Source organism: Pseudactinotalea suaedae, from assembly GCF_009733815.1.
GTDB lineage: Bacteria > Actinomycetota > Actinomycetes > Actinomycetales > Beutenbergiaceae > Pseudactinotalea > Pseudactinotalea suaedae.
Genome location: NZ_WNXY01000002.1, coordinates 444,297 through 468,462 on the forward strand (window position 1 = coordinate 444,297; position 24,166 = coordinate 468,462).

At 71.2% G+C, this 24,166-nt stretch carries 23 protein-coding genes and 2 tRNA genes; 9 read left to right on the forward strand and 16 right to left on the reverse strand.

The annotated features are described in order from the left end of the window. Positions 1 to 11 precede the first annotated feature (11 nt). Positions 12 to 1,079, reverse strand: a complete 1,068-nt coding sequence (locus GPA04_RS05450; RefSeq protein ID WP_156223041.1) for a class I SAM-dependent methyltransferase — start codon at positions 1,077 to 1,079, stop codon at positions 12 to 14. A 92-nt stretch (positions 1,080 to 1,171) separates the two neighbouring features. Here GPA04_RS05450 and GPA04_RS05455 point away from each other — a divergent pair, with 92 nt between their 5' ends. After that, entirely contained in the window at positions 1,172 to 2,077 is a 906-nt protein-coding gene (locus tag GPA04_RS05455) for a LysR family transcriptional regulator (protein ID WP_241680632.1), read from the forward strand. Here the strand turns inward: GPA04_RS05455 and GPA04_RS05460 are convergent. From GPA04_RS05460 to leuC, 5 genes are all read right to left on the reverse strand, one after another. Next, the gene (locus tag GPA04_RS05460; protein WP_156223043.1) at positions 2,061 to 2,885 is read right to left on the reverse strand and encodes an LLM class flavin-dependent oxidoreductase; all 825 of its coding nucleotides are present in this window, start codon (positions 2,883 to 2,885) and stop codon (positions 2,061 to 2,063) included. The genes GPA04_RS05455 and GPA04_RS05460 overlap by 17 nt on opposite strands. A gap of 13 nt (positions 2,886 to 2,898) precedes the next feature. Next, positions 2,899 to 4,212, reverse strand: a complete 1,314-nt coding sequence (gene murA / locus GPA04_RS05465; RefSeq protein WP_156223044.1) for a UDP-N-acetylglucosamine 1-carboxyvinyltransferase — start codon at positions 4,210 to 4,212, stop codon at positions 2,899 to 2,901. Between the two features lie 144 nt (positions 4,213 to 4,356). Then, positions 4,357 to 5,031, reverse strand: coding sequence for a hypothetical protein (locus GPA04_RS05470; RefSeq protein WP_156223045.1), 675 nt, complete (start codon positions 5,029 to 5,031; stop codon positions 4,357 to 4,359). A 23-nt stretch (positions 5,032 to 5,054) separates the two neighbouring features. Further along, the gene (gene leuD, locus GPA04_RS05475) at positions 5,055 to 5,717 is read right to left on the reverse strand and encodes a 3-isopropylmalate dehydratase small subunit (RefSeq protein ID WP_156223046.1); all 663 of its coding nucleotides are present in this window, start codon (positions 5,715 to 5,717) and stop codon (positions 5,055 to 5,057) included. 11 nt (positions 5,718 to 5,728) lie between these two features. Beyond that, on the reverse strand, positions 5,729 to 7,222 hold the full coding sequence (gene leuC, locus GPA04_RS05480) for a 3-isopropylmalate dehydratase large subunit (protein ID WP_156223047.1): 1,494 nt from the start codon (positions 7,220 to 7,222) through the stop codon (positions 5,729 to 5,731). Positions 7,223 to 7,314: 92 nt separating this feature from the next. Between leuC and GPA04_RS05485 the strand changes: the two genes are divergently transcribed. Together GPA04_RS05485 and GPA04_RS05490 are read left to right on the forward strand one after the other, a co-directional pair. Next, positions 7,315 to 8,037 (forward strand): IclR family transcriptional regulator, encoded by a 723-nt coding sequence (locus GPA04_RS05485; RefSeq protein WP_156223048.1) that lies wholly within the window; start codon positions 7,315 to 7,317, stop codon positions 8,035 to 8,037. 181 nt (positions 8,038 to 8,218) lie between these two features. Next, a complete protein-coding gene (locus GPA04_RS05490; protein ID WP_156223049.1) occupies positions 8,219 to 9,022 on the forward strand; it encodes a MerR family transcriptional regulator in 804 nt (267 codons plus the stop codon). Positions 9,023 to 9,031: 9 nt separating this feature from the next. Here the strand turns inward: GPA04_RS05490 and GPA04_RS05495 are convergent, their stop codons facing one another. Next, on the reverse strand, positions 9,032 to 10,744 hold the full coding sequence (locus GPA04_RS05495) for a substrate-binding domain-containing protein (RefSeq protein ID WP_206674121.1): 1,713 nt from the start codon (positions 10,742 to 10,744) through the stop codon (positions 9,032 to 9,034). Positions 10,745 to 10,963: 219 nt separating this feature from the next. On the opposite strand from GPA04_RS05495, the gene GPA04_RS05500 reads away from it, so the two are divergent. Genes GPA04_RS05500 through GPA04_RS05515 form a run of 4 tightly spaced genes read left to right on the forward strand, consistent with a single transcriptional unit; the run spans position 10,964 to position 15,683 of the window. Continuing rightward, positions 10,964 to 12,436, forward strand: a complete 1,473-nt coding sequence (locus tag GPA04_RS05500) for an ABC transporter substrate-binding protein (RefSeq protein WP_162458527.1) — start codon at positions 10,964 to 10,966, stop codon at positions 12,434 to 12,436. Position 12,437: 1 nt separating this feature from the next. Next, on the forward strand, positions 12,438 to 13,364 hold the full coding sequence (locus tag GPA04_RS05505; protein WP_241680625.1) for a carbohydrate ABC transporter permease: 927 nt from the start codon (positions 12,438 to 12,440) through the stop codon (positions 13,362 to 13,364). Further along, positions 13,361 to 14,200, forward strand: coding sequence for a carbohydrate ABC transporter permease (locus tag GPA04_RS05510; protein WP_156223052.1), 840 nt, complete (start codon positions 13,361 to 13,363; stop codon positions 14,198 to 14,200). Before GPA04_RS05505 ends, GPA04_RS05510 begins: the two co-directional genes overlap by 4 nt. Before the next feature lie 55 nt (positions 14,201 to 14,255). Beyond that, the gene (locus GPA04_RS05515; RefSeq protein ID WP_156223053.1) at positions 14,256 to 15,683 is read left to right on the forward strand and encodes a sulfatase family protein; all 1,428 of its coding nucleotides are present in this window, start codon (positions 14,256 to 14,258) and stop codon (positions 15,681 to 15,683) included. A gap of 46 nt (positions 15,684 to 15,729) precedes the next feature. Here the strand turns inward: GPA04_RS05515 and GPA04_RS05520 are convergent, their stop codons facing one another. Further along, the gene (locus GPA04_RS05520; RefSeq protein WP_156223054.1) at positions 15,730 to 16,698 is read right to left on the reverse strand and encodes a CPBP family intramembrane glutamic endopeptidase; all 969 of its coding nucleotides are present in this window, start codon (positions 16,696 to 16,698) and stop codon (positions 15,730 to 15,732) included. Positions 16,699 to 16,825: 127 nt separating this feature from the next. Between GPA04_RS05520 and GPA04_RS05525 the strand changes: the two genes are divergently transcribed. After that, complete coding sequence (locus GPA04_RS05525) at positions 16,826 to 17,401, forward strand: TetR/AcrR family transcriptional regulator (protein WP_156223055.1); 576 nt, start codon at positions 16,826 to 16,828, stop codon at positions 17,399 to 17,401. A 49-nt stretch (positions 17,402 to 17,450) separates the two neighbouring features. On the opposite strand, the gene GPA04_RS05530 is transcribed toward GPA04_RS05525, so the two are convergent. The 8 genes from GPA04_RS05530 to GPA04_RS05565 form a co-directional block, all read right to left on the reverse strand. After that, a tRNA-Glu gene (locus tag GPA04_RS05530) sits at positions 17,451 to 17,523 on the reverse strand. 47 nt (positions 17,524 to 17,570) lie between these two features. After that, a tRNA-Gln gene (locus GPA04_RS05535) sits at positions 17,571 to 17,642 on the reverse strand. A 114-nt stretch (positions 17,643 to 17,756) separates the two neighbouring features. Beyond that, on the reverse strand, positions 17,757 to 18,527 hold the full coding sequence (locus GPA04_RS05540) for an HAD family hydrolase (RefSeq protein WP_156223056.1): 771 nt from the start codon (positions 18,525 to 18,527) through the stop codon (positions 17,757 to 17,759). Then, positions 18,524 to 19,168, reverse strand: a complete 645-nt coding sequence (locus GPA04_RS05545) for an MOSC domain-containing protein (RefSeq protein ID WP_241680626.1) — start codon at positions 19,166 to 19,168, stop codon at positions 18,524 to 18,526. Before GPA04_RS05545 ends, GPA04_RS05540 begins: the two co-directional genes overlap by 4 nt. Before the next feature lie 38 nt (positions 19,169 to 19,206). After that, positions 19,207 to 20,712, reverse strand: coding sequence for a glutamate--tRNA ligase (gltX, locus tag GPA04_RS05550; protein WP_156223058.1), 1,506 nt, complete (start codon positions 20,710 to 20,712; stop codon positions 19,207 to 19,209). Between the two features lie 19 nt (positions 20,713 to 20,731). Further along, positions 20,732 to 21,502, reverse strand: coding sequence for a fumarylacetoacetate hydrolase family protein (locus GPA04_RS05555; protein ID WP_156223059.1), 771 nt, complete (start codon positions 21,500 to 21,502; stop codon positions 20,732 to 20,734). 49 nt (positions 21,503 to 21,551) lie between these two features. Next, positions 21,552 to 22,346: a class I SAM-dependent methyltransferase gene (locus GPA04_RS05560; protein WP_156223060.1), complete on the reverse strand. Its 795-nt coding sequence runs from the start codon at positions 22,344 to 22,346 to the stop codon at positions 21,552 to 21,554. 54 nt (positions 22,347 to 22,400) lie between these two features. Beyond that, positions 22,401 to 22,781 carry an MmcQ/YjbR family DNA-binding protein gene (locus GPA04_RS05565; RefSeq protein ID WP_156223061.1) on the reverse strand — a complete coding sequence of 127 codons (381 nt, stop codon included), beginning with the start codon at positions 22,779 to 22,781 and terminating at the stop codon, positions 22,401 to 22,403. Positions 22,782 to 22,857: 76 nt separating this feature from the next. Between GPA04_RS05565 and GPA04_RS05570 the strand changes: the two genes are divergently transcribed. After that, positions 22,858 to 24,156: a heparan-alpha-glucosaminide N-acetyltransferase domain-containing protein gene (locus GPA04_RS05570; RefSeq protein ID WP_162458528.1), complete on the forward strand. Its 1,299-nt coding sequence runs from the start codon at positions 22,858 to 22,860 to the stop codon at positions 24,154 to 24,156. Positions 24,157 to 24,166: the final 10 nt, after the last annotated feature.

Genomic DNA, 24,166 nt, shown 5'->3' on the forward strand with positions numbered 1-24,166 from the left:
ACTCCTGCCCGTCAGGGCCTGATCTCGAAGACCGTGTTGAAGGGTGTCGACGCGGCGACGCGGAACCGGGTGAAGCCCGCCTGGCTGACGACCTCACGGATCCGTGCGGGGCCCGCCTGGGTCCCGAGAGCCGCGCCCACGGGCTGCGAGAGTGAGGCGGGTGTGCACAGCAGCGCGGAGAACCCGTAGTAGGCCCGGCCGAGCGGGGTCAGGTTGTCCTCGACCGCATCGCCGGCGGCCGGCTCGACCACCATCCAGGTGCCGTCGGGCTCCAGCGCCGCACGGACAGCCCGCGCGGCACCCACCGGGTCGCCCATGTCGTGCAGGCAGTCGAACATCGTGATCAGCTGGTAGCGGGCGTCACCGAGCTGCTGTGCGGGCACCGTCTCGAAGACGACCCGGTCCGCCACTCCAGCCTCGGCCGCTCGCGCGCGGGCGGTCTCGATCGACGCGGCGTGCAGGTCGGAGCCGACGAACCTCGATCGGGGGAACGCCTGCGCCATCAGCACCGTCGATGCTCCGTGGCCGCACCCCACGTCGGCCACCCTGGCGCCCGCCGTGAGCATGTCGACCACCCCGTCGAGCGCCGGCAGCCATCCGGACACCAGGTTGGCGGCGTACCCGGGCCTGAAGAACCGTTCGCACCCGACGTGCACGTCGGCGTCGTGCTCGTGCCAGCCGACGCCGGTACCCGCCCGCGCCGCCTGCACCACCCGGTCGGTGTCGTGGACCGTGCCGAGCGCGATCTGGAAGAACCCGGGCAGGTACGCCGGGCTGGTCTCGTCGGTCAGCGCGACCGCGTGCTCCGGCGGCAGCGAGTACCGGCCGTCGGCGGGGTCGTACTCGACGATCCGTCCCGCGGCCTGCGCGTTGAGCCACTCCCGCGCGTACGGCTCCGGGGTACCGGTGCGCGAGGCGAGCTCGGCCGAGGTCGTCGGCCCGTGCGACGCGAGGTCGCGGTAGTAGCCGAGCTGGTCGCCCATGCGGACCAGCGCGGTGTTCAGGGTCGCACCGACCTCGTCCACCGCCCGGAAGACGAAGGCCATCAGCTTGTCGGTGTCGATCTGTGCAGCGGTCATGTCCGTGCCTCTCTCGTGGTTGGAGGCCCTGAACGTAGGAGTCGCGGGTATTAGTATCAACACTGAGAACTGATGGAGGATCAGTGACGCTGATGACGCAGGTGCGCGCGATCCAGGTCCTCACCGAGCTCGGCCGCGAGGGCTCCTTCTCGGGCGCCGCCCAGGCTGTCGGGATCACCCAGTCGGCGGCCAGCCAGCACATCGCTGCGCTCGAGGGCCACGTCGGGACGATTCTCGTGGACCGTGGCGTCCGGCCGCTGGAGCTGACCGAGGCCGGCGCGGTGCTGGCCCGCCACGGCGCCGCGATCCTGACGCATCTCGACGACGCCCAGCAGAGTCTCGACGAGATCGTCGGGCGCCAGGCCGGTCGCCTCCGTATCGGGAGCTTCCCGACGGCGCTCACCAGCTTCGTCCCCCAGGTCCTCAGCCGGCTCCGGGCGGTCAGTCCCGATCTGGAGCTGACGGTCGTCGACGACCACATGCCCGCGCTGCTCCCACGCCTGGAGAGCGGCGAGCTCGACATGGCGGTGGTCTACGAGGCTGCCGGGACGCCGTCGGCCATCACGCACCGGCTGACGGTCGTGCCGCTCTTCGAGGACCCCTACCGCGCGCTGCTGCCCGTCCGTCACCGGCTCGCTCGCACGGACCGGCGTCTCCGCCTCGCCGACCTGAAGGACGAGCCCTGGGTGGGTGGCCGTCCCGGCAGCGCGTGGTACCGGATCCTGCTCGCGGCCTGTCGGGCTGACGGCTTCGAGCCGCGCGCGCTGCTGAGCACCGATGACCACCGCGCCGTGCAGGCGTTCGTCGCGGCCGGGCTGGGGATCGGCGTGGTCCCCGGGCTCGCCGCCGCGCAAGCACCTGCGGGGGTCACCGTGCGCGACCTGCACCCGGGCGGGCCGGTCCGTCGCATCGGTGTCGCGCATCGCTCCGGCGGGCCGGTTCCCGCGCCGATCCGGACCGCGGTGGCGTTGCTGCAGCAGGTCACGGCGGGTCGCTGAGCATCGGCAGCACGTCTCGTGCCACCCGCTCCAGACCCCGCTCCGGATCGCCCAGCGGCCAGAGGAAAAGCGTGTGCACGCCGGCGTCCTGGTACGCCCGGACCAACCGGGCACAGCTCGACGGCGACCCGACCAGCACCCTCTCGGCCAGAGTCCCGGCGGGCACGCCGGTGATCTCGGAGAGCCACGCCAGGCGCCGCCGGCTCTCGTCGGCATCGTCGGTCACCGCGGTCCACATCGTCGCGACGCCGGCCTGGAGGCCGTGCTCGGCGCAGCGTGCGGCGACCACCGCCGGCGTCGTGTGCGCCGCCGACGCGAGCCACCCGTCGGCGCGCGCTGCCGTGCGCCGGAGCACCGCCGACGAGCCCCAGCTCCCGACCCAGATCGGGGGACCGCCGGGTAGCGACGCGTGCAGCTGGTCCACGGCGTCCCAGAACAGCGGCCACCGCAGCTCGAAGTCGTGCCCGGTGGCCTCGTAGTCGGCTCGCGATGACCCGGCACCGACGCCGAGCAGGAGCCTGCCTCCGGAGAGGGCGTCCAGCGCCAGGGCTGCGCTGGCGAGCACCTCGGGCCCGCGGACCACGGGGAGCGCGACCGTCGTCGCGAGCGTCATGCCCTCTGCCGCCTCGAGGACGCTCGACAGCGCGACGATGCTGTCCAACCACGGGTAGCGGTAGACGAGGTGGTCGTTGGCCGCCACGGCCTCGAAGCCGAGATCGCGCGCGAGCGCCACGTAGCCGGTCATGGCGCGTAGCTCCCACCCCCGACCCTCGAGGTCGAGGACGGGCAGGTGCGCGCCGAGCCTCACACCGTGCGGCTTCCTAGACGCTCTCGAACTTCGCCCCGAGCGCCTCGAGCTTGCCCTCGAAGTTCTCGTAGCCGCGGTTGATCAGCTCGATCCCGCGCACGCTGGAGATGCCGTCGGCGGTGAGCGCGGCGATCAGGTGGCTGAACCCGCCTCGCAGGTCGGGGACCACGATGTCGGCGGCGCGCAGGGGCGTCGGCCCCGAGATGATCGCCGAGTGGAAGAAGTTCTTCTGGCCGAACCGGCACGGGGTTCCGCCGAGGCACTCCCGGTACACCTGGATGGTGGCGCCCATCTCCGTGAGCGCCTCGGTGAAGCCGAAGCGGTTCTCGTAGACGGTCTCGTGGACGATCGACAGCCCTGTCGCCTGGGTGAGCGCCACGACCAGGGGCTGCTGCCAGTCGGTCATGAAGCCCGGGTGCACGTCGGTCTCGAGCGCGATCGCCTTGAGCTCGGTGCCTGGGTGGTGGAACCTGATGCCGTCGTCGTCGATCTCGAAGGCGCCACCGACCTTGCGGAAGGTGTTGAGGAACGTGATCATGTCGGCCTGGTGCGCACCGCGGACGTAGATGTCTCCGCGCGTCGACAGTGCTGCGGACGCCCAGGAGGCGGCCTCGATCCGGTCCGGGAGCGCCGTGAAGGTGTAGCCGGTGAGCGCCTCGACGCCCTCCACGCGGATGATCCGCCCCGGATCGACCGAGATGATCGCGCCCATGCGTTGCAGCAGCGCGATCAGGTCCATGATCTCGGGCTCGATCGCGGCGTTGCGCAGCTCGGTCTTGCCACGCGCGCGGACCGCGGTGAGCAGCAGCTGCTCGGTCGCTCCGACGCTCGGGTACGGCAGCTCGACCTGGGTGCCGGTCAGCCCGTGCGGTGCGGTGATGCTGATCCCGGACTCGAGCTTGTCCACCCGGGCACCGAACTCGCGCAGGATGCTCAGGTGGTAGTCGATCGGCCGGTCACCGATGTGGCATCCGCCGAGGTCAGGGATGAACGCCTCGCCGAGGCGGTGCAGCAGCGGGCCGCACAGCAGGATCGGGATCCGGGAGGAGCCCGCGTGGGCGTTGACCTCCGCCATCACCGCGGTCTCGACGTGCTGAGGATCCATCGAGACGACGCCGCTGCTGCGGTCCCACTCGACGCCGACGCCGTGCAGACCCAGGATGCTGGCGACGACCTGGACGTCCTTGATCTGCGGGACGTTGCGCAGCTCGCTGGGAGTCTCACCGAGGACGGCCGCGACCATCGCCTTCGACACGAAGTTCTTCGCGCCCCTCACCGTGATCTCACCGGTGAGCGGGGTTCCGCCGTGGACCCGCAGCTCGCTCATCACCCGTCCGTTCCTCGCCAGGCCCGACTGGTTCACGGGCGCCGCCAGCCTACGTCGAACTCCCCGCGGCCCGCGGGCAGGCTCGGCGTGATCGATGTCGCGGGCTCCTCTTTCTCGGCGCCGTCGGGGCGGGCGCGCCGGCGCTCAGAGCCAGGGAAAGCCGTGCGGATCCGCGACGGCACGCTGACCGAGGACCGCCTGATCGTGATGTCGGATCGCGTCCAGGAGCGGGAACTCGGCCGGTCGGACCCGCACCACGGCGACGGGCCGGACCTCGCCGGGGTGGAAGAGCTGCAGGATGCGCAGCCGCCCGGCCGGGTGCTCCCGCTCGGGTTGACGCTCGAAGCCGGCGACGGGCATGAGATAGACCGCACCGTCACGCCACGGCTCGGCGTCGGGAGAGTCGACCGAGAAGAAGTACCACGGGCCGGTCTCCGCGCCGGTGGCCGGGTCGGCCAGCGTGAACGCCGCGTTCAGGAGCGAGGTGACGCGCGTCCTGTCGACGATGGCGAAGTAGAACGGCCACAACCCGTCCGCGGCGGCGTAGACGCCACGGCGGTCGCCGAAGCTGTCGACGTCGTTGGCCTGCCGAGGCTCGAACATCCGGATGTCGGTGGTGCCCGACCCGTGCAGGGCGAACCGGCCGGTGGCCGCGGCATGGACCAGCAGCTGCCAAACCGGGCGCGCGGTCCGGCCGGTCAGGTCGATCGGGCCGGCGTCGTCGGACAGGCCGTCCAGCTCCGCCAGCAGCAGGTCGAACTCTGCTGCGGCCTCAGGTGGCACGCGGCCCGGTGCAGCCAGGTACACGTCGTCGAGCACGTGACCAGGCTAGCGAGCCAGGATCAGCGGCCGACCGGTGTGATGGGAAGCGCGATCGGACGCGCTGCCTTGATCTCGACCGTCGGGAGGTGCTTGGCGGGCAGCGTGGCGGGCTTGTGGCTCGGCCTCGACTGCTCGAACGCGGTGATGTCCTCCTCGTGCGCGAGCGTCAGGCCGATGTCGTCGAGGCCCTCCATCAGGCGCCAGCGCGTGTAGTCGTCGACCTGGAAGGGCGCCACGATGTCGCGGCACGTGACCGTGCGGGCACCCAGATCGACCGTGACCTCGGTCCCCGGCTCGGACTCCAGGACCTTCCAGATCAGCTCGATGTCCTCCTGCGCGAGCTGAGCTGCGAGCAGCCCCTGCTTGCCGGAGTTGCCGCGGAAGATGTCGGCGAACCGGTGGGACAGCACCACGCGGAACCCGTAGTCCTTGAGCGCCCAGACGGCGTGCTCGCGCGAGGAACCGGTGCCGAAGTCGGGACCGGCGACCAGCACCGAGCCCGCGCGGTAGGCGTCCTGGTTCAGCACGAAACCGGGGTCGTTGCGCCAGGCCGAGAACAGCGCGTCCTCGAAGCCGGTGCGGGTGACCCGCTTGAGGTAGACGGCCGGGATGATCTGGTCCGTGTCGACGTTGCCGCGTCGCAGCGGCACACCGATGCCGGTGTGGGTGGTGAACTTCTCCATGGGAATCCTCCTCAGACCTGGACCGGGACCTGCGGGTCCAGCGGCGCGAGCGGGGACCCGTCGAGCTCGGCCACGTCGAGCGCGGCGAACGTCGGGTCGTCGGCAGCGAGGTCGGCGACCGAGGACAGGGTGCCGCGGATCGCGGTGGCGGCCGCCACGAGCGGCGAGACCAGGTGGGTCCGGCCACCCTTGCCCTGCCGCCCCTCGAAGTTGCGGTTCGACGTGGACGCCGCCCGCTCCCCCGGCTGCAGCTGATCGGGGTTCATGCCCAGGCACATCGAGCAGCCGGCGTTGCGCCACTCCGCACCGAAGTCCAGGAAGATCTGGTCGAGCCCCTCGGCCTCGGCCTGCAGGCGCACCCGGGCCGAGGCGGGCACCACCAGCACTCGGACGTCGTCGTTCTTGCGACGGCCCTGGAACACCTTGGCGACCGAGCGCAGGTCCTCGATGCGGCCGTTGGTGCAGGAGCCGATGAAGACGGTGTCGACCGGGATCTCACGCAACGGCTGGCCGGGGATCAGACCCATGTACTCGATGGCCCGCTCGGCGGCGACGCGCTCGTTCTCCTCGGCGATCTCCTCCGGCACCGGCACCGTCGCGGAGATCGGCAGCCCCTGCCCGGGGTTGGTGCCCCAGGTGACGAAGGGCTCCAGGTCGCTCGCGCGCAGCTCGATCTCGACGTCGAAAATGGCGTCGTCATCGGTGCGCAGCGTGCGCCAGTGCTCGAGCGCCGCGTCCCAGTCCGCACCCTCGGGCGCGTGCGGGCGACCCCGCAGGTACTCGAAGGTGGTCTCGTCCGGGGCGATCATGCCGGCACGAGCGCCGGCCTCGATCGACATGTTGCAGACCGTCATGCGCGCCTCCATCGACAGCGCGCGGATCGCCTCGCCCCGGTACTCCAGGACGTAGCCCTGGCCGCCGCCGGTGCCGATCTTGGCGATGATCGCCAGGATGATGTCCTTGCTCGTGGTCCCCGGCGGCAGCTGACCCTCGACGTTGATCGCCATCGTCTTGAACGGCGCCAGCGGCAGCGTCTGCGTGGCGAGCACGTGCTCGACCTCGGAGGTGCCGATACCGAACGCGAGCGCGCCGAACGCGCCGTGGGTCGAGGTGTGCGAGTCGCCGCACACCACGGTCATGCCCGGTTGCGTCAGCCCGAGCTGCGGGCCCACCTGGTGCACGATCCCCTGGTCGGCGTCGCCGAGCGAGTGGATCCGCACACCGAACTCGGCGGCGTTGTTGCGCAGCGTCTGGATCTGCGTCCGCGAGGTCAGGTCCGCGATCGGCAGATCGATGTCGAGGGTGGGGGTGTTGTGGTCCTCGGTCGCGAGCGTGAGGTCGGGCCGGCGCACACGCCGGCCTGCGAGCCGCAGCCCCTCGAACGCCTGAGGGCTGGTCACCTCGTGCACGAGGTGAAGGTCGATGTAGAGCAGGTCAGGGGCACCGTCGTCGCCTCGACGTACGACGTGCTCGGCCCATACCTTCTCTGCGAGTGTCCCGGCCATGATCGTTCGACCACCTTTCGTTCCGTCCAGTGTCCGAGGGTTCTCCCCAGTCCGGACTTGCGTCTCATCCTCCGAGACGGCAGTATCGGGGTATGGACAACTCTAGCGGAGTCGGCGTCCTGGACAAGGCTGCGATCGTCCTCAGCGCTCTCGAGGCCGGTCCAGCGACGCTCGCCCAGCTCGTCGCATCGACACACCTGGCTCGGCCGACGGCGCACCGTCTCGCCGTCGCCCTCGAGCACCATCGTCTCGTCTCCCGCGACATGCAGGGCCGCTTCGTGCTCGGACCGCGGCTCGGCGAGCTCGCCGCTGCCGCGGGCGAGGACCGTCTGCTCGCTGCGGCCGGACCCGTGCTCGGCGCCCTGCGCGACCACACCGGGGAGAGCGCGCAGCTGTACCGCCGCCAGGGCGACCAGCGCATCTGCGTGGCCGCGGCCGAGAAGCAGATGGGTCTGCGCGACTCGATCCCGGTCGGTGCGACGCTGACGATGCTCGCGGGCTCGGCCGCCCAGATCCTGCTGGCCTGGGAGGAGCCCGACCGGCTCCACCGGGGTCTGCAGGGCGCCAAGTTCACCGCGACGATCCTGTCCGGCGTGCGGCGTCGCGGCTGGGCCCAGAGCGTGAGCGAGCGCGAGCTCGGGGTGGCCTCGGTCAGCGCACCCGTGCGCGGCCCGAGCAGCCGTGTCATCGCCGCGGTCTCGGTCTCGGGTCCCGTCGAGCGCATGAGCCGCCAGCCCGGTCGTCTGCACGCCGCGTCGGTGGTCGCCGCCGCCAACCGCCTCTCCGACGTGCTGAAGAAGGCCGAAGAGGGCTGACCCCCTCCCCTGCCCCGCCCCTTTTCACCGGGTCGAGGTGATCGGGGACCTTTTGGCGGCAGCGGATCACCTCGAATCGGGTGGGGTTGACCGCGCACGGGGCGTTCGCGCACCGGTTGACCGCGCGTGGGGTTGTGGGGTTGACCTTGACACCGTGTCACGGGATGGAGTCGGTCTCGCCATGTTGACCATCGGAGATCTCGCTCACCGCACCGGGGTATCGCGGCGGATGCTGCGGCACTGGGAGGCCGAGGGCTTGCTGAGCCCTGCCGGCGTCGACCCCGCCACCGGCTACCGCCGCTACGCGCCCGCCCAGGCCGGGAGGGTGCACGCCATCTCGGCGTTGCGCTCGCTCGGTTTCGGGCTGGACGCGATCCGCGACCTGCTCGACCCGACCTTGACCACGCCGCGGCTTCTCGAGTCCCTGCGGGCTCGGGAGAACGAGCTGGCGAGGCGGATCGAGGCCGACCGGGTGGCGCTCGGTGAGGTGCAGCGTCGTCTCCGATCCATCGAAGAGGGACTCCAGATGACCACCCGCACGCTCCAGCTCCACCCGCTCCCGCCCACGCGTCTGGCCCAGCTCAGCACGAGCGTGCGGGACGAGAGCGAGATCGGCCACGCCGTCGTCGATCTCAGCGCTCAGGTCCGTACCCGGATGGCGGCCGACGGCCGCCCGTGGGACGGCTCGGTCGTCCGCACCTACGAGGCGGCGCCCGGCCACGGCCCGATCACGGTCACCGTCGGGATCGAGATGCCCGACGGCGAACCGCCCGCCGGTCTGGCCGCTTCCGTGCTCGCCGCGGAGCCGGAGGGTGCCTCGATCACCTACGACGGCGCCCTCACCGACGAGGCGGACGCCTGGCGCGCGCTCGACGCCGCGCTCGAGCCGCACGGGCTCGTCACCGGCAGCCGCTATCGCGTGCTGGTCACCCCGAGCACGGTGACGCTGCAGGCACCCGTGACCGGCGCGGCCGACTGCGGCTGAGGTCGCGCGTCAGGGGGCGGACTCGCGCACGGCCAGCGTGTGAGGCGCGATGACGTGGGCGGGCTCCGCCCCCCGACCGACGCCCGGGTGCCGCTGCCGCTCCTCGATCAGCTCGAGGGCACGACGTGCGATGTGCGCCATGTCCGGGGCGATCGAGGTCAGGCTCGGCGTGGAGTAGGCGGCGTCGCGGGAGTTGTCGAAACCCACCAGGGCGACGTCCGTCGGCACGTCGATGCCGTGCGTCAGCAGCGCGCGTGCGGCACCCAGCGCCAGCTCGTCGTTGAACCCGAGGATCGCGTCGAACACGGCACCGCTCTCGATCAGCTCGGCGGTGGCGCGCTCCCCCGCGTCCCGGTGCCACGGCCCGGAGCCCACCATCAGCTCCGGCAGCAGCTCGACGCCGTGCTCTGCCGCCGCCTCGCGCGCGCCGCGCACACGCGCAGCAGCCACGGCGGTGCTCCCCGTGCCCAGCAACGCCACCCGACGTCGACCCGAGGCCAGCAGGTGGGTCATCGCGGTGCGGGCCGCGCCGGCGTTGCTGATCGTGATGTGGTCCACGGCGGTGCCGCTGATGTTCTCCCCGAGCAGCACGAACGGACCCCCGCCCGACAGCCCCCGAAGGTCCGCCTCCGTCATGCCCTGGCCGACCATGATGACGCCGTCGGCCAGCCCCCGCGCGGTCGCCATGATCTCCAGCTCACGCTCCCGCTGGCCCCGGGTGACCTGCACCTGGATGGTGACGCCTCGCGCCGCGGCGGCGTCGATCAGCTGCTCCGCCAGCTCGGCGAAGTAGTTGACGCGGAACTCCGGGACCGCCAGGACCACCGTGCCGCGGCGGCCGGTGCGCAGGTGACGCGCCGCGGTGTTGAGCTGGTAGCCGAGCCGATCGATCGATTGCTCGACCCGGGCACGGGTGTCGGGAGCGACGCGCTTGGCGCCGGTGAGGACGTTCGAGACGGTCTTCATCGACACGCCTGCGTCCGCGGCGACCTCGCGCATCGTCACCCGGGCGCTCGACGGCGCTTCATAAGTGTCTGGACGGTTGGGGGTTCGCCGGGCTGGTTCCGCCGCGTCGCCCCGCTCCCGTGTCGCCTCGCTCGTCCGGTCGTGCAGCACGCCGACGACGCGCGCCATGCCTCGCCAGGTGGTCGTGCTCGGCGCCACGTGCGTGCCTGACGACGCGTGCTCGGGCGGCACGAGGCGTAGCCGCTCACCTCGCGGGTGCGGTCGGAGGGTCACGCCCTGGTCGTCGCGGTCGACCTCCTCGAGCACGTCGACCTCGAGTGGCGGCTCGCACAGCAGCCGCAGGCGCCCGTTCGCGAGCGGCTGCACCCCGTGGGCCTGCCACGCCCGCACCACGGTGGCCGCGCCGACGCCGAGCGACGCCGCCAACGACCGGGAGGTCCACCGGTCGGCGCCCTCCGGCGCCGTCAGGGATGCGAGCACGATCCTCCAGGCGTCGACCCGGGGCGGACGGCCGCTGCGCCGCCGGTCACGAAGCCCGGCCATGCCGTCGGCGGCGTACCGACGACGCCAGCTGACCACGCTCTGCCGGGCCACCCCGGCGATGGCGGCGATCTCGGTGTTGCTGCGCCCCTCGGCCGCGAGAAGGACCACACGGGCGCGCACCGCCTCCGCACCTGTCCCACTCGCCGCCTCGCGCAGCGACCTCGCCTCCGAGGCGTCGAGCGCCACTGCCGCAGCTCCGCGTCGTCGCGCCATCACGTCTCTCGGGCTCCTGACCATATGTGTCCACGTACTAATGAATCGCCGCCCCGCCGAGGTTATCAGCAGCGTCCGATCGCGCCGTTGCCGTCGTGTCAGCAGATTGGTCGGGAGGACTGCTGCTCAACCGTTGATGGAGGATCTCGGGCTTGACCGTCCCGCCGGAACGCCCCTACGGTGCTCCGGTACAACGATGGAACATCGAAGGAGATGCTCGTGCACACCCCCAGTCGACGCATGGTTCTCGGCGGCTCCGCGGCAGCGGTGCTCGCCGCGCTCGCCGCCTGCAGTCGCTCCTCGACGTCCGGGAGCTCGGGCTCGACGCCACCGCCCGCGTCCGGCGGTGCGCTGCAGTGGTGGGACCACTTCGAGCCGCTGGAAGGAGCCCTGCAGGGCATCTTCGACACCTGGTCGTCGGGTGCGGACGGTGAGGTCGAGCGCACCGTCTACAACCCGAACGAGATGGGCCAGGCGCTGCAGCTCGCGCTCGGCAGCGACCAGATGCCCGACGTCTTCAGCAACCTCACGGGCATCCCCACGCCCGCACTGGTCGCGCGCGGGTTGATCTCGCCGGTCACCCTGGGCGCCGACGCCCAGGCGTCGACGTCGGCCAGCCTCTTCGAGGGCGTCCACACCTTCGACGGCGACGTCTACTCGGTCCCGATCTTCTCCCACCAGCAGCACTCGACGCTGGCCTGGTTCGATGTCGAGCAGCTCGAGAGGGCAGGCGGCGACCCCGAGGCCGCGACCCAGACCTGGGACGAGTTCCGCCGCATCCTGCGTGAGATCGGTGCAGGCGGGCAGACGGCGGGCTGGGCCTGGAACATCGCCTTCGACGGGCGTCTGCAGGAACAGCTGGTGGATCTCGCACAGGGCGCCGGGCAGGCGCTCGCGCTCAACACGGCCGGCGTCAACCCTGCGGACATCACCGACCCGAGCACCGGGGAGTACGTCTTCCACGGGGAGGGCTTCCTGCAGGCGCTGGAGTTCCTCCAGTCCCTGGTCACCGACGGGGCCATGCTGCCGGCCTCGACGTCCCTGGACGCGAGGGAGGCGCGAGCACGCTGGGCCGCCGGCGAGGCGGCCGTGTTCTTCGACGGCCCGTGGAACTCCGGAGTCCTGGCCGGCCAGTTCGCCGACTTCCTGCCCCGCGTCGGCGTCACGAACATGCCCACCCCCGACGGCGCGGGCTACTCCGCCCGCGGCCCCTCGTCCGGCCAGTTCTGGCAGTCGAGCACGAGCGGGCACGGCGAGGGGGTCAGCGCGCTGTTCTCGCTGCTGGCCACCCCGGAGTTCGCGCAGGCGCTCGCCGGGAACATGGACCAGCCACCGGCCGACCTCTCGGTCGTCGCAGGCGCCGACGTCGACCCCACGTACTCGCGGGCGATCGAGATCTTCTCGGACTGGTGCCGGCTCGCACCGAGCCCGCTGGTGCGCAACCCCGGCGTCGGCGCCGTCATCGCCGAGATGGAGGAGATCCGCCCCAACCTCGGCGAGATCGTGCAGGGCTGCGTCGGTGGCGACATCGACGATCCCCAGACCGCGCTCAAGACCTTCAGCGACGCCCTCGCGGCAGAGCGTGACCGCGCCATCGACGTGGTCGTGGCCGCGGGGACGGAGGTCTCGCTCGACGACTGGGTCTTCACCGACTACGAGCTGGGGACGGACTACTCCGCCGATCGGTACTGAGGTGGCAGCCACCATCGCGCACGCGCCCGGTCCGCCCCGGGGCCGGCGCGTCAGCCGCTGGGTGTACGTGTTCGTGCTGCCCACCCTGGTGCTTTTCGGCATGTACACGATCTGGCCGAGCGTCTCGAGCATCTTCTACTCGATGCTCGAGTGGCGCGGTCTCGGTGTCGACCGCACCTTCACGGGGCTGGCGAACTACGAACGTGCCTTCAGCGATCCGCTGTTCTGGGGCTCGGTGCGTGTCACGGTGCTCGTGATCGTGGTCACGGTCCCGATCCGGCTGGCGGCCGCGCTGCTCCTGGCCATCATGCTGAACAATCCCCGGCTGCCACTGGCCCGGCTGCTGCGGACCGCGTTCTTCATCCCTGTCGTGGCGACCACCGCCATCGTCGGGATCGTCATGGGGTTCGTGCTCGACCCCTCATCCGGGCCCGTCAACGCCGCCCTGGAGCTGGTCGGGATGCCGGCGGTCGACTTCCTCGGCAGCTCCGACACGGCGTTGTCGTCGGTGATGGTGGTGCACGTCTGGAAGTGGCTCGGCATCACGATGATCTACTGGTTGGCCGCGCTGCAGACCGTCCCCGTGGACCTGTACGAGGCGGCCGCGATCGACGGCGCCGGAGCCTGGCGGCGTTTCACCCACATCACGATGCCGCTGCTCGTGCCGTTCGTCGTGATCATCGGGATGCTCACCGTGGTCGAGACCATGCAGATCTTCGACCTCGTGCTCACGATGACCGGCGGCGGCCCGTTCTTCTCGACGCTCGTGACCGAGGTGTACATCTACCAGCAGGCCTTCGCCGCCTCGAACCCAAACCTCGGCTACGCGGCCGCGCTCGGCGTGCTGTTCGGGGTCTTCACCGTGCTGGTGGTGGGAGTGATGCTCCTTCTCGTCCGGCTGGTCCGCGGCAAGGGGGCGGACGCATGAGGGCGCCGGTGTCGCGGCGCACGCTCCGCTGGCTGCAGACCATCGTCCTCTCCGCCGTCGCGCTCGCGTGGATCTACCCGCTGCTGTGGATCCTGTCGGCCTCGGTCAAGGACGCCACGGGCATCTTCGGGTCGGGGCTGTCGCTGTGGCCCGAGAGCTGGCAGTGGGAGAACTACTCGCGCGCCTGGGACGAGGCCGGCTTCGCGCGGTACATGGTCAACTCGGTCCTCGTCACGGTCGGGACCGTGGTGATCGTCGTCGTGCGCTGCGCGGCAGCCGGGTACGTGATCGCTCGCTACCGCTTCGTCGGCCGGCGCCTGATCGTGGGTGTCCTCGCGGCCACGATGTTCATCCCCACCGGGTTGTTCGTCGTGCCGGTGGTCGAGCTCAGCGACGTCCTCGGCCTGCTGAACTCCCATCTCGGCCTGATCCTGGCGCTGGCGGGCGGTGGGCACGTCGCCGCGGTGCTGCTCTACGCGGGCTTCTACGCCAAGGTGCCGAAGGAGCTGGAGGAGGCGGCCGTCGTCGACGGTGCCGGGTTCCTGCGCACCTTCCTGCGAATCATGCTGCCGCTGTCGGGACCGATCACCGCCACGGTCGTGGTGCTGACGTTCCTGGCGACGTGGAACAACTTCTTCCTGCCGCTGGTGTTCACGTTCAGCACGCCGCAGAACCGCACGCTCGCGGTCGGCATGCTGGCCTTCCAGGGGACGAACTCCACCGACTGGTCCGGCCTCGCAGCGGCGGCGTCGCTGTCGCTGCTGCCGATCCTGGCGCTGTTCCTGGTGCTGCAGCGCTACTTCGTCGAGGGGATCGCCGGCGCCGTGAAGTCGTGACGACCCGTGAACCTGCCCGACCTTGCCACCACCCACGCCCACGCGACGGAGACCCATGACCCGGCCGAACATCCTGCTCATCAGCACCGACCAGCAGCGCTACGACGCGCTGGGTGGGGCGGGCAACCCTCACATCAGCACGCCCCACCTCGACCGGCTCGCCGCCCAGGGCGCCCGGTTCACCGGGTGCTACACGCAGTCGTCGGTGTGCGCGCCCTCGAGGGCGAGCCTGATGACCTCGCGGTACGTGCACAACCACGGGTTGTGGGCGAACGGCGTCGACATCAACCCGGACGAGCAGCTGTTCACGCAGGTGCTGGCCGATGCGGGCTACGACTGCGGGCTCGTCGGCAAGTTCCATCTGGGCGCCGCCCAGCACGGTCGGGTCGAGCCGCGGATCGCCGACGGGTTCCGGACCTTCCGGTGGTCGCACGACCCGTACGTGCGGGGCCAGAACGCCTACCACGACTGGCTCGAGCAGCACTTCCCCGGGGTGCTCGACGCCGCCGTGGAGCAGGGCGGCAACGGGGCCATCGACCGGCTCCCGACCGAGCAGCACTACAGCCGCTGGATCGGTGAGGAGACGATCGAGTTCCTCACCTCGGGTCGCGATCACGACAAGCCGTTCTGCTTCGTGGTCAACTTCTTCGACCCCCACCACGGCTTCGGATCACCGTCCGCGTACCGGGACCGCTACGACGCCGGGACGCTGCCGGCGCCCATCACCTCGGACCTGTCGACCAAGCCCGCGATCTACACCGAGGCGTCGAGAGCCTCCTACGCCGGCGCCGACCGCGGCTTCGTGGACTACTCCCCCGCGGAGGTCCAGGACGTCATCGCCCACTACTACGCGATGGTCACGCTGATCGACGACGAGGTGGGCCGGATCCTCGACGCGCTCGAGCGCGAGGGGCTGGCCGAGGACACCGTCGTCGTGTTCACGAGCGATCACGGCGAGATGCTCGGCGACCACCAGATGATGCTCAAGGGGCCGATGATGTTCGACTGCTCCGTCCGGGTGCCGCTGCTCGTGCGGTGGCCGGGCCGGATCCCTGAGGGCACCGTGCGCGAGGAGCTGGTGGAGTGGATCGACCTGGCGCCGACGTTGCTGGCGGCTGCGGGCCTGGACCCGATGCCACGGCAGCAGGGTCGCGACCTGTCCCCGTTGTGGACCGGTGGCGGCTTCGACGACCGGGACTGGGTGCTCTCCGAGTACCGCAACAGCTGCTGGCCCTACGACCCACCGGTGCACACCACGATGCTGCGGCACGGCGACTGGAAGATCGTGGTCCACCACGGCGCGCCGGCGACCGCCCGCCAGCGCGACGGCGAGCTCTACGACCTCCGCCAGGACCCGCACGAGCAGCACAACCTGTGGTCGGCACCCGACGCCGCCGAGCAGCGGCTGGCGATGGAACGGATGCTGCTGGACGTGCTGGTGGCCACCGAGGACCGTTCGCAGATCAGGCTCTCCGCGTTCTGACGTCGAGCCTCACGACGGTCCCACGCCGTCGCGGCACTGCGCTCGGTCAGGTGAGGGCGCCGACGGGAGTGCGATCGTCGCTCCCGGTCGCGGACGGTTCCGACGGCGTCAGGGCCGGGCCGGTGCGTCGGGTCCGGAACCAGACCACGACGGTGACGCCGATCAGGATCACCAGCACCGGGATCATCAGGCCGGGCGTGACCCCACCCGGGGACCGGTCGAAGCGCTCGGCTAGGTCGGCGTTGAGCGCGATCCAGAAGATGAACGTGGAAAGGTTGACGGCCGAGTGGATGATCGCGGCGATCTCGATCCCGCCCGTGCGCCAGGTGGCATAGGCCGTGACGGTCGAGACCGCGACGTAGAAGACGTTCCACCACGGGTCGCTCGCGACGTGGATGGCTGAGAACACGGCCGTCGAGACGCCGATGCCCAGCAGCAGCGAGGTGACGCGACCGCGACCCCAGCTCGCGGCGACCCGGAACACCAGTCCACGGAAGCCGTACTCCTCGCCGGTGGCCTGCAGGGGTACCAGCAGAACGCTGGCGAGGAGGACGCCGATGATGTCGGTGGGCGACCAGTGCACGGTGCCGAACGGCCTGGAGTACTCGTGGATCGCGGTGGCGATGAAGAACAGCGGAACGAGGATGAGCAACGCACGGCCGAACAGGTCGAACCGGAACGAGGAGATCACCGAGTGCAGGCTGGCGCCTCGCACGCCGTAGAGCCAGCGCTGGATGAGCATGCTCCAGGGGATCATGAGCGCCACCGACAGCAAGCTCAGGGTCTGGGTCACGGGGGTGAGTCCCGGGCCCACGTCGCCGTCCGGGCGTATGAGACCGTCGATCCACACACCCACCTCGTAGAGCACGGCGCCGGAGCCGAACAGGCCGGCGAGGAGCAGCACGATCGCGAGGATGCCGCGGCCGATCCGCCGCTTCTCCCCCACCAGCACTCGGTGATACTCCACGCCCTGCGGTACGGGCACACCCCTGGTGGCCCGAGTCGTCGTCGTCATGATCCTCTCCTGATGTCGTGAGCGCGAAGCGCCGCGCTCTGGGCTACTAACACACTGTGATAGTGGCGCTAACTGACACACTGTGCTAGTTATTCCGGAGACACGATGCGCGCGGGACGGAGGCTCGATGGGGTCACGGGAGAAGGTGCTGCAGGCGGCGGCCGAGATGTTGGCGGACGACATCACGGCGCGGTTGAGCGTCCGAGCGGTTGCCGCCCGCGCGGGCGTGAGCACCGGCTCGCTCCGGTTCCACTTCCCCACTCAGCGCGACCTCCAGGAGGCCGTGCTCGAGAAGTTCTACGCGGATCTGACGCCGGGCGACCCGATCCACGACACGTCGCTGCCCTCGCACGAGCGGCTCGTCCGCTGCCTGCAGCAGCTGCTCGCGCCGATAGGGGTGGGCAACGACGCCCGGGCGAGCTGGGCCGTCGCCTACGAGACGTTCGTCGCGCCTGAGCCCACCGATGACGTACGTGCGGCGTTCGCGGCGTCCGAGCGAGCCGTCCGAGGGCGCATCGAGCACTGGCTGAGCATCCTCGCGTCCGAGGGGGCGCTCGCCAGGCCCGAGCACACCGACGACGCAGCGTTCCTGCTCACCGTCGTCAACGGTCTCGCACTGGACCGCGCTATGCCCCGCGCAGAGCCATCGCCGGCCGCCGAGAGACGGACGCTCGAGATCGCCGTCGGCGCGGTGCTCGCGTGAGTCCGGCGACGACGAAGGCCCCCGCTCGCTGAGCGGGGGCCTTCTGGTGTAGCCCCGACCGGATTCGAACCGGCGCTACCGCCTTGAGAGGGCGGCGTCCTAGGCCACTAGACGACGGGGCCGAGCAACGGTGGAACACCATACCTGCTAGGCAGGTCGATGCTGACCGCTGGGGTACCAGGACTCGAACCTAGACTAACTGTACCAGAAACAGTCGTGCTGCCAATTACACCATACCCCATGGGGGTATGACCGCCGAGTGGACGCACGCATGCGTGCGCAACCCGTAGGTCGTACCGGCAGGCAACAATACCGGAGCATGGGCTGGGACCGAAATCGGGCGGCGTGACCATCATCACGCCTCGGAACCGGGCTGCTGCCAGAGCCTCGGGAGCTCGGCGAGCGAGGCGATCACCTCGACGCCGGCCGCCCGCGCCGCCGCCAGCCGCTCGTCCGTCACGGCGTGCGGACCACCGCGGCGACGCCCGGGGCGGTCGATCCAGACACCGGTCAGACCCGCCCCGACGGCGGCCCCGGCGTCGATGTCCAGCTCGTCACCGACGTAGATGGTCTCCTCGGGCGCGGTGCCCAGCATCCGGCAGCCCTCGTGGAAGATCGCCGGGTCCGGCTTGCCGACGCCGACGCTGTCCACGGCGACGACCTCGGTCAGCAGGTCGGCGAGCCCGACGGCGGCGATCTTCGCGCGCTGCAGCTCGCCCGGGGCGTTGGTGACGACGCCGACCGCGAGCCCGGCGTCGACCGCCTGCGCGACGCAGGACCGGGCGTCCTCGAAGAGCACCCAGGCGGCCGCGAACCGCTCCTGGTAGCTGCTGTCCCAGGCGGCGAACGCCTCGTCGTCCAGCGCGCCCAGCCCGAGCACCGCGGTGAGCTCGTCGACCCGCTTGCGCCGTTGCTGCACGATCGAGAGCCGACCGGCGACGAACGCGCGGTAGTGGCCGCCGGCGTCCGCACGCCAGGTCGAGACCATCCGATCGGCGTCGGCCTCCGAGAGGGTCGTCAGCTCGCCCATCGCGGCGATCAGGGCGGCCGAGAACGCCGACGCGGTGTCGACGAGGGTGTCGTCGACGTCGAACAGCACACCGCGCACGGGGCGAGCGCCGCTCATGCCGATCCCGCCGCGCGATCGAGCACGAAGGTGATCAGGTCGCGCACCGGCTGTCCGAGCCGGACCTGACCGTCGGCCTCGGCGCGCTGCAGCGCCGCCATCGCCTCCGGCTGCGGGTCGCCGAAGATCGCGCCGACGGAGACACCGTGCGCGGGGCGGTCCCGCACCTCGATGCGGTCCCCCGCTGCCGCCGGACCGGGCTGCAGCACCCGCAGGTAGGCACCGGGGGCACCCGCGGCACTGAACCGCTTGATCCAGCGGCGCTCCCCCATCTTGTGCGCGAACTTGTAGCAGGGGGTGCGAGGCATGGTGACCTCCAGCAGCAGCCCGCCGTCGCCGACCGCCCAGCGCTCGCCGATCACGGCGCCGGTGACGTCCACACCCGCCGTCGTGAGGTTCTCGCCGAACATGCCCGGTCCGAGGTCACGGCCGAGCTCGCCGGACCACCGCGCGAGATCCTCGGACGCATACGCGTACACGGCCTTGTCGGGCCCACCGTGGTTGACCCGGTCCACCTGCTCGTCGCCCTCGACGCCGAGCTGGCCCACCGCCGCCGGACCGGGCACGGGGCGCTTGTCGATGCCGGTCAGGTAGCCCGGCCGATCGGTCTCGCGCACCTCGAAGACGCGCGAGACCGCCACCAGGTGAGCTCCGCCGTCCGACATCGGTGGCGCGACCACTACAGCGACGCCCGCAGCGCCCGGAGGCGCGTGAGTGAGGAGTCCTTGCCCAGGATCTCCATCGACTCGAACAGCGGCGGCGACACGCGACGGCCGGTCACGGCGGTGCGCAACGGCGCGAACGCGAACCGCGGCTTGATGCCCAGGCCCTCCACGAGCGCGAGCCGCAGCGCGTCCTGCTGCGCCTGCGGCGAGAAGTCGTCCAGGCGCTCGAGCACCTCGATCGAGACGTCGAGGACCTGGGCGGCCTCCTCGCGCAGACCGGCGCGGGCCTCCTCCTCCACCACGACCTGGTCGTCGTCGACGAGCAGGAAGCCGAGCATCCCCGCAGCCTCGCCCAGCAGCGTCATGCGCTCCTGGACCAGCGGGGCGGCGGCCGTCAGCAGCGCCTGGTGCTCCGGCGTCAGCTCGGCGAAGGTGTCGGCCTGCACGAGTCCGGCGGCCTTCAGGTAGGGCACCAGGCGGTCCCGGAAGTCGTCGGCGGTCAGCAGCCGCAGGTGTGCGGCGTTGATCGCCTCGGCCTTGGTCAGGTCGAACCGCGCCGGGTTGGGGTTGACCTGGGAGATGTCGAACGCGGTCACCATCTCGGTGCTCGAGAAGATGTCGTTGTCGGGCGAGATCGACCAGCCGAGCAGGGCCAGGTAGTTCAGCAGCCCCTCGGGGATGAAGCCGCGCTCCCGGTGCAGGAACAGGTTCGACTCCGGCGCGCGCTTGGAGAGCTTCTTGTTGCCCTCCCCCGTCACGGTCGGCAGGTGCCCGAACTCCGGGATCACCTCGGCGACACCGATCTCGAGAAGCGCCCGGTAGAGCGCGATCTGGCGCGGCGTCGAGGACAGCAGGTCCTCGCCGCGCAGCACGTGCGTGATCCCCATCAGCGCGTCGTCGACCGGGTTGACCAGCGTGTACAGCGGCGCGCCGTTGCCGCGCACGATGACGAAGTCCGGCACGGTGCCGGCGGCGAAGGTGATCTCGCCGCGGACGAGGTCGGTGAACGTGATGCCGTCCTCCGGCATCCGGATCCGGAGCACCGGCTCGCGCCCCTCGGCTCGGAAGGCGGACCGCTGCTCCTCGGTGAGGTCGCGGTCGAAGCCGTCGTAGCCGAGCTTGGGGTCTCGACCGGCGGCGCGGTGGCGCGCCTCGATCTCCTCCGGTGTGGAGAAGGACTCGTACGCGTGACCCGCCTCGAGCAGCCGGCGCGCGACGTCGGCGTAGATGTCCATCCGCTGGCTCTGCCGGTACGGCTCGTGCGGGCCGCCGACCTCGACACCCTCGTCCCAGTCGAGCCCGAGCCAGCGCAGCGCGTCGAGCAGCTGGGCGTAGGACTCCTCGCTGTCGCGCGCGGCGTCGGTGTCCTCGATCCGGAACACGAACGTGCCCCCGACGTGGCGGGCGAACGCCCAGTTGAACAGCGCGGTGCGGATCAGCCCGACGTGCGGGGTGCCGGTCGGGGACGGGCAGAACCGGACACGAACGGCGGAGGCGGCGGAGGGGGCAGCATGGGTCACGGTGCCCCAGCGTAGTTCGCTAGCGGCCCATCACCGGGTTCGAGAACGCGCCGATGCCCTCGATCTCGACCCTGACGCGCTGCCCGCGCTCGACGCGGCCGACACCGGCGGGCGTCCCGGTCAGGATCACGTCGCCCGGGAGCAGCGTGAAGATGCCCGACACGTACGAGACCAGCTCCGGCACGGAGGTGATCATCTGGGAGGTCGAGCCGTCCTGGCGGAGCTCGTCGTCGACCCAGCAGCGCACCCGCAGGTCGCTGACGTCGAGGTCCATCACGAGGTAGGGACCGAGCGGGCACGAGGTGTCCCACGCCTTGCCCCGGGTCCACGTGGTGTCGGAGCGCTGCACGTCGCGCGCGGTGAAGTCGTTGGCGGCGGTGTAGCCCAGGATCACGTCGGAGGCACGCTCGGCCGGCACGTCCTTGCAGATCCGGGAGATCACGACGGCGAGCTCGGCCTCGTGCTCGACGTGGCTCGTGTAGGCCGGTGGCACCACCGGGTCGTCAGGCCCGACGACGGAGGTGTTGGGCTTGAGGAACACGATCGGCTCGGGCGGGACCTCGTTGCCGAGCTCGGCCGCGTGCTCGGCGTAGTTCCGGCCGATCCCGATGACCTTGCTCCGCGGGATGATCGGGGCGAGCAGCCGTGCGCCCTCGAGCGGCACCCGTTGCCCGGTGGGCTCGAGCGCGCTGTAGAGCGGGTCGCCCGTCAGCACGACGAGATCGTCGCTGCCCTCCTCGACGACGGCGTAGCGAGGGTCGTCCCCGGTGGTGAAGCGTGCGATGCGCATGGTGCTGAGGGTATCGGGGCACGACGGGCTGGACGTCGCCGGCGCCGGCTCAGCGGCGTGCGAGGACCTCACCGTGCACGACGACGAACCAGGCGTCGTCCTGCGCCGCCCAGTCGCGCCAGGCCTGGGCCAGCTCGGTCAGCTCCTCGGAGCTGGCGTACCCGCCGTCGGTGGCATGGCTCGCGAAGCTGGAGTGCAGCACCCGCTCGGCCCACGTCGTCGACCACCAGTCGCGGTCGTCGGGCTCGGCGAAGCACCAGACACCGGCGCTGGGGGTCACGTCCTCGAAGCCTGCCTCCAGCGTCCAGGACAGCAGCCGCCGCCCGGCGTCGGAGTGGTGGTGGCTGGTCAGTCGCTGGTAGAGCCCGAGCCACCGGTCGAGCCCGTCGCTCTCGGGGAACCATCGCATGCCGCCGTAGTCGGCGTCGCGCACCCCGAGCACGCCGCCGGGGCGCAGCACACGCCGCATCTCACGGAGCGCCGCCACCGGGTCGGACAGGTGCTGCAGCACCTGGTGGGCGTGCACCACGTCGAAGGAGGAGTCCGAGTAGGGCAGCCCCGTGACGTCCGCCTGCTCGAACTGCACGTTCTCCACACCGCGGGCGACGGCGAGCTCGGCGGCCTTGCCGAGCACGTCGCGCGAGGTGTCGATGCCGATGACGCGACCGCCCGGCAACCTGCTGGCGAGATCGACCGTGATGGTGCCCGGCCCGCAGCCGACGTCGAGCACGTCCATCTCGGGCTCCAGGTACGGGAGCAGGTAGCCGGCCGAGTTCTCGGCTGTGCGCCAGGTGTGCGAGCGCATCACGCTGGCGTGGTGCCCGTGCACGTAGTCCGCGCTCATGACCTCACGCTAGTGCGCGGTGGCGGTCACCGTGGGCGGTCGGCACGGGCGAAATCAGTCCTCGCGGTGCTCGGCCACGAGGCTCGCGGGTGCCATCGCGCGCCACGCGTCGAGCACCAGGTCGGCGACCTGGGTGGTGGTGGCGTCGTCGAGCCGCACCAGCACCGCCGCGAAACCCTCCAGGTGCGGGATCGTGAACCACGGCCCGGGCGTGCCGAGGATCGCCTCCTTCTCCCCCAGGTCGTCGACACGGGCGGCGAGGATCTCGCCGTCGGGTGCGTCCTCGCCCAGGTCCGCCCGGTCTTTCTTGCCCAGCGGGCGGTGCCACACGAAGGTCTTGCCGCGCACCTTCCAGCAGGGGTTGCCGTAGGAGGTCCCCCGCTCGGTCCCCGGCAGCGCTGCTGCGACCCGGTCCACGTCGTCCCAGTCGGCCATGCCCCAGGGTAGGACCGGGGCCTTCTGCCCGTCACGTCGACCGGACGCGACCGGGCGGATCGTTAACCTGTGCGGCATGTCGACCACGACCGCGCCCGCCCCGACGCTGCCGAAGCAGAAGAAGGTGCGCATCGTCGGTGTCGACACCGCGCGCGGCCTCGCGATCCTCGGCATGTTCGTCGCCCACCTGGGCCTGGAGCGCAGCACCGAGCTGTTCTCGACCACCGGCTGGTTCTGGATCGCCGACGGCCGCCCCTCCGCCCTGTTCGCGACGCTCGCCGGGGCCGGCCTGGCCTTCATGACGAAGCGGGCGTACGCCGGCGGCGACCCCGCCGAGTACCGGACCCAGCGCATCCGGCTGCTGAAGCGGTCGGCGATCCTGCTGGTGCTCGGCTGGATCCTCACCGCGATGGGGACGCCCGTCGCGATCATCCTCGGTGCGTACGCGCTGCTGTTCGTGCTCGCCATCCCGTTCCTGAGGCTGCGTCCGACGGCGTTGCTCGCCGCCGCGGCCGCCGTCGCCCTGGTCATGCCCACCCTGGTGCTGCTCACCCGCCACGCGGTGCTGGGGGGCACCTCGCCCGACGTCTACGCGTTCACCGAGGTCGGTCAGATCGCGCTGATCATCCCGGTCGTCGCCGACCTGTGGTCGGGCTACTACCCCGCCCTGTCCTGGCTGCTCTACATCCTGGTCGGGCTCGCGGTCGGGCGGATGCCGTTGCAGCGGTGGACCACCCAGCTCGGGCTGCTGGTCGGGGGCGCGCTCGTCGCCGCCGCCGGATACCTGCCCGGGCTCGCCCTGGAGCGCAGCACCACCGGCCTGACGCAGGACCTGGTCACGATCGAGCCGCACTCCAACACCAGCTTCGAGATGATCGGCAACGTCGGCGTGGCGGTCGCGGTGCTCGGTCTGTGCCTGCTGCTCACGACGGCGGTCGCACCGTTGCGCGTGATCCTCACCCCGGTCTCGGCGATGGGCGCGCTGTCGCTGACGGTGTACTCGGCGCACATCGTCGTCATCCGGATGCTCGGCAACGAGGCCGTGTACAACCCCACCTCGAACCGACCGCTGATCGCGCTCGTGGTGGGCTCGATGGTGTTCGCCACGGTCTGGCAGCTCACGCTCGGGCAGGGTCCGCTGGAGCGCCTGCTGCAGCGCATGATCAAGCCACCCCAGCCTCCGCAGGCCCCGCCGCTGTCAGGGCAGCCCCAGCAGTGGGCCGGTCAGCAGCAGCCTTGGCCCGGCCAGCAACAACCCCAGCCCTGGGCCGGCGGCCAGCAGCAGCCGCAGCCCTGGGCCGGTCAGCAGCAGCCGCACCCCGGTGGTCAGGTCCCGCACCCCACCGCGTACCCGCCGCCACCGCCGCCGCGCTGAGCCGGCGCGT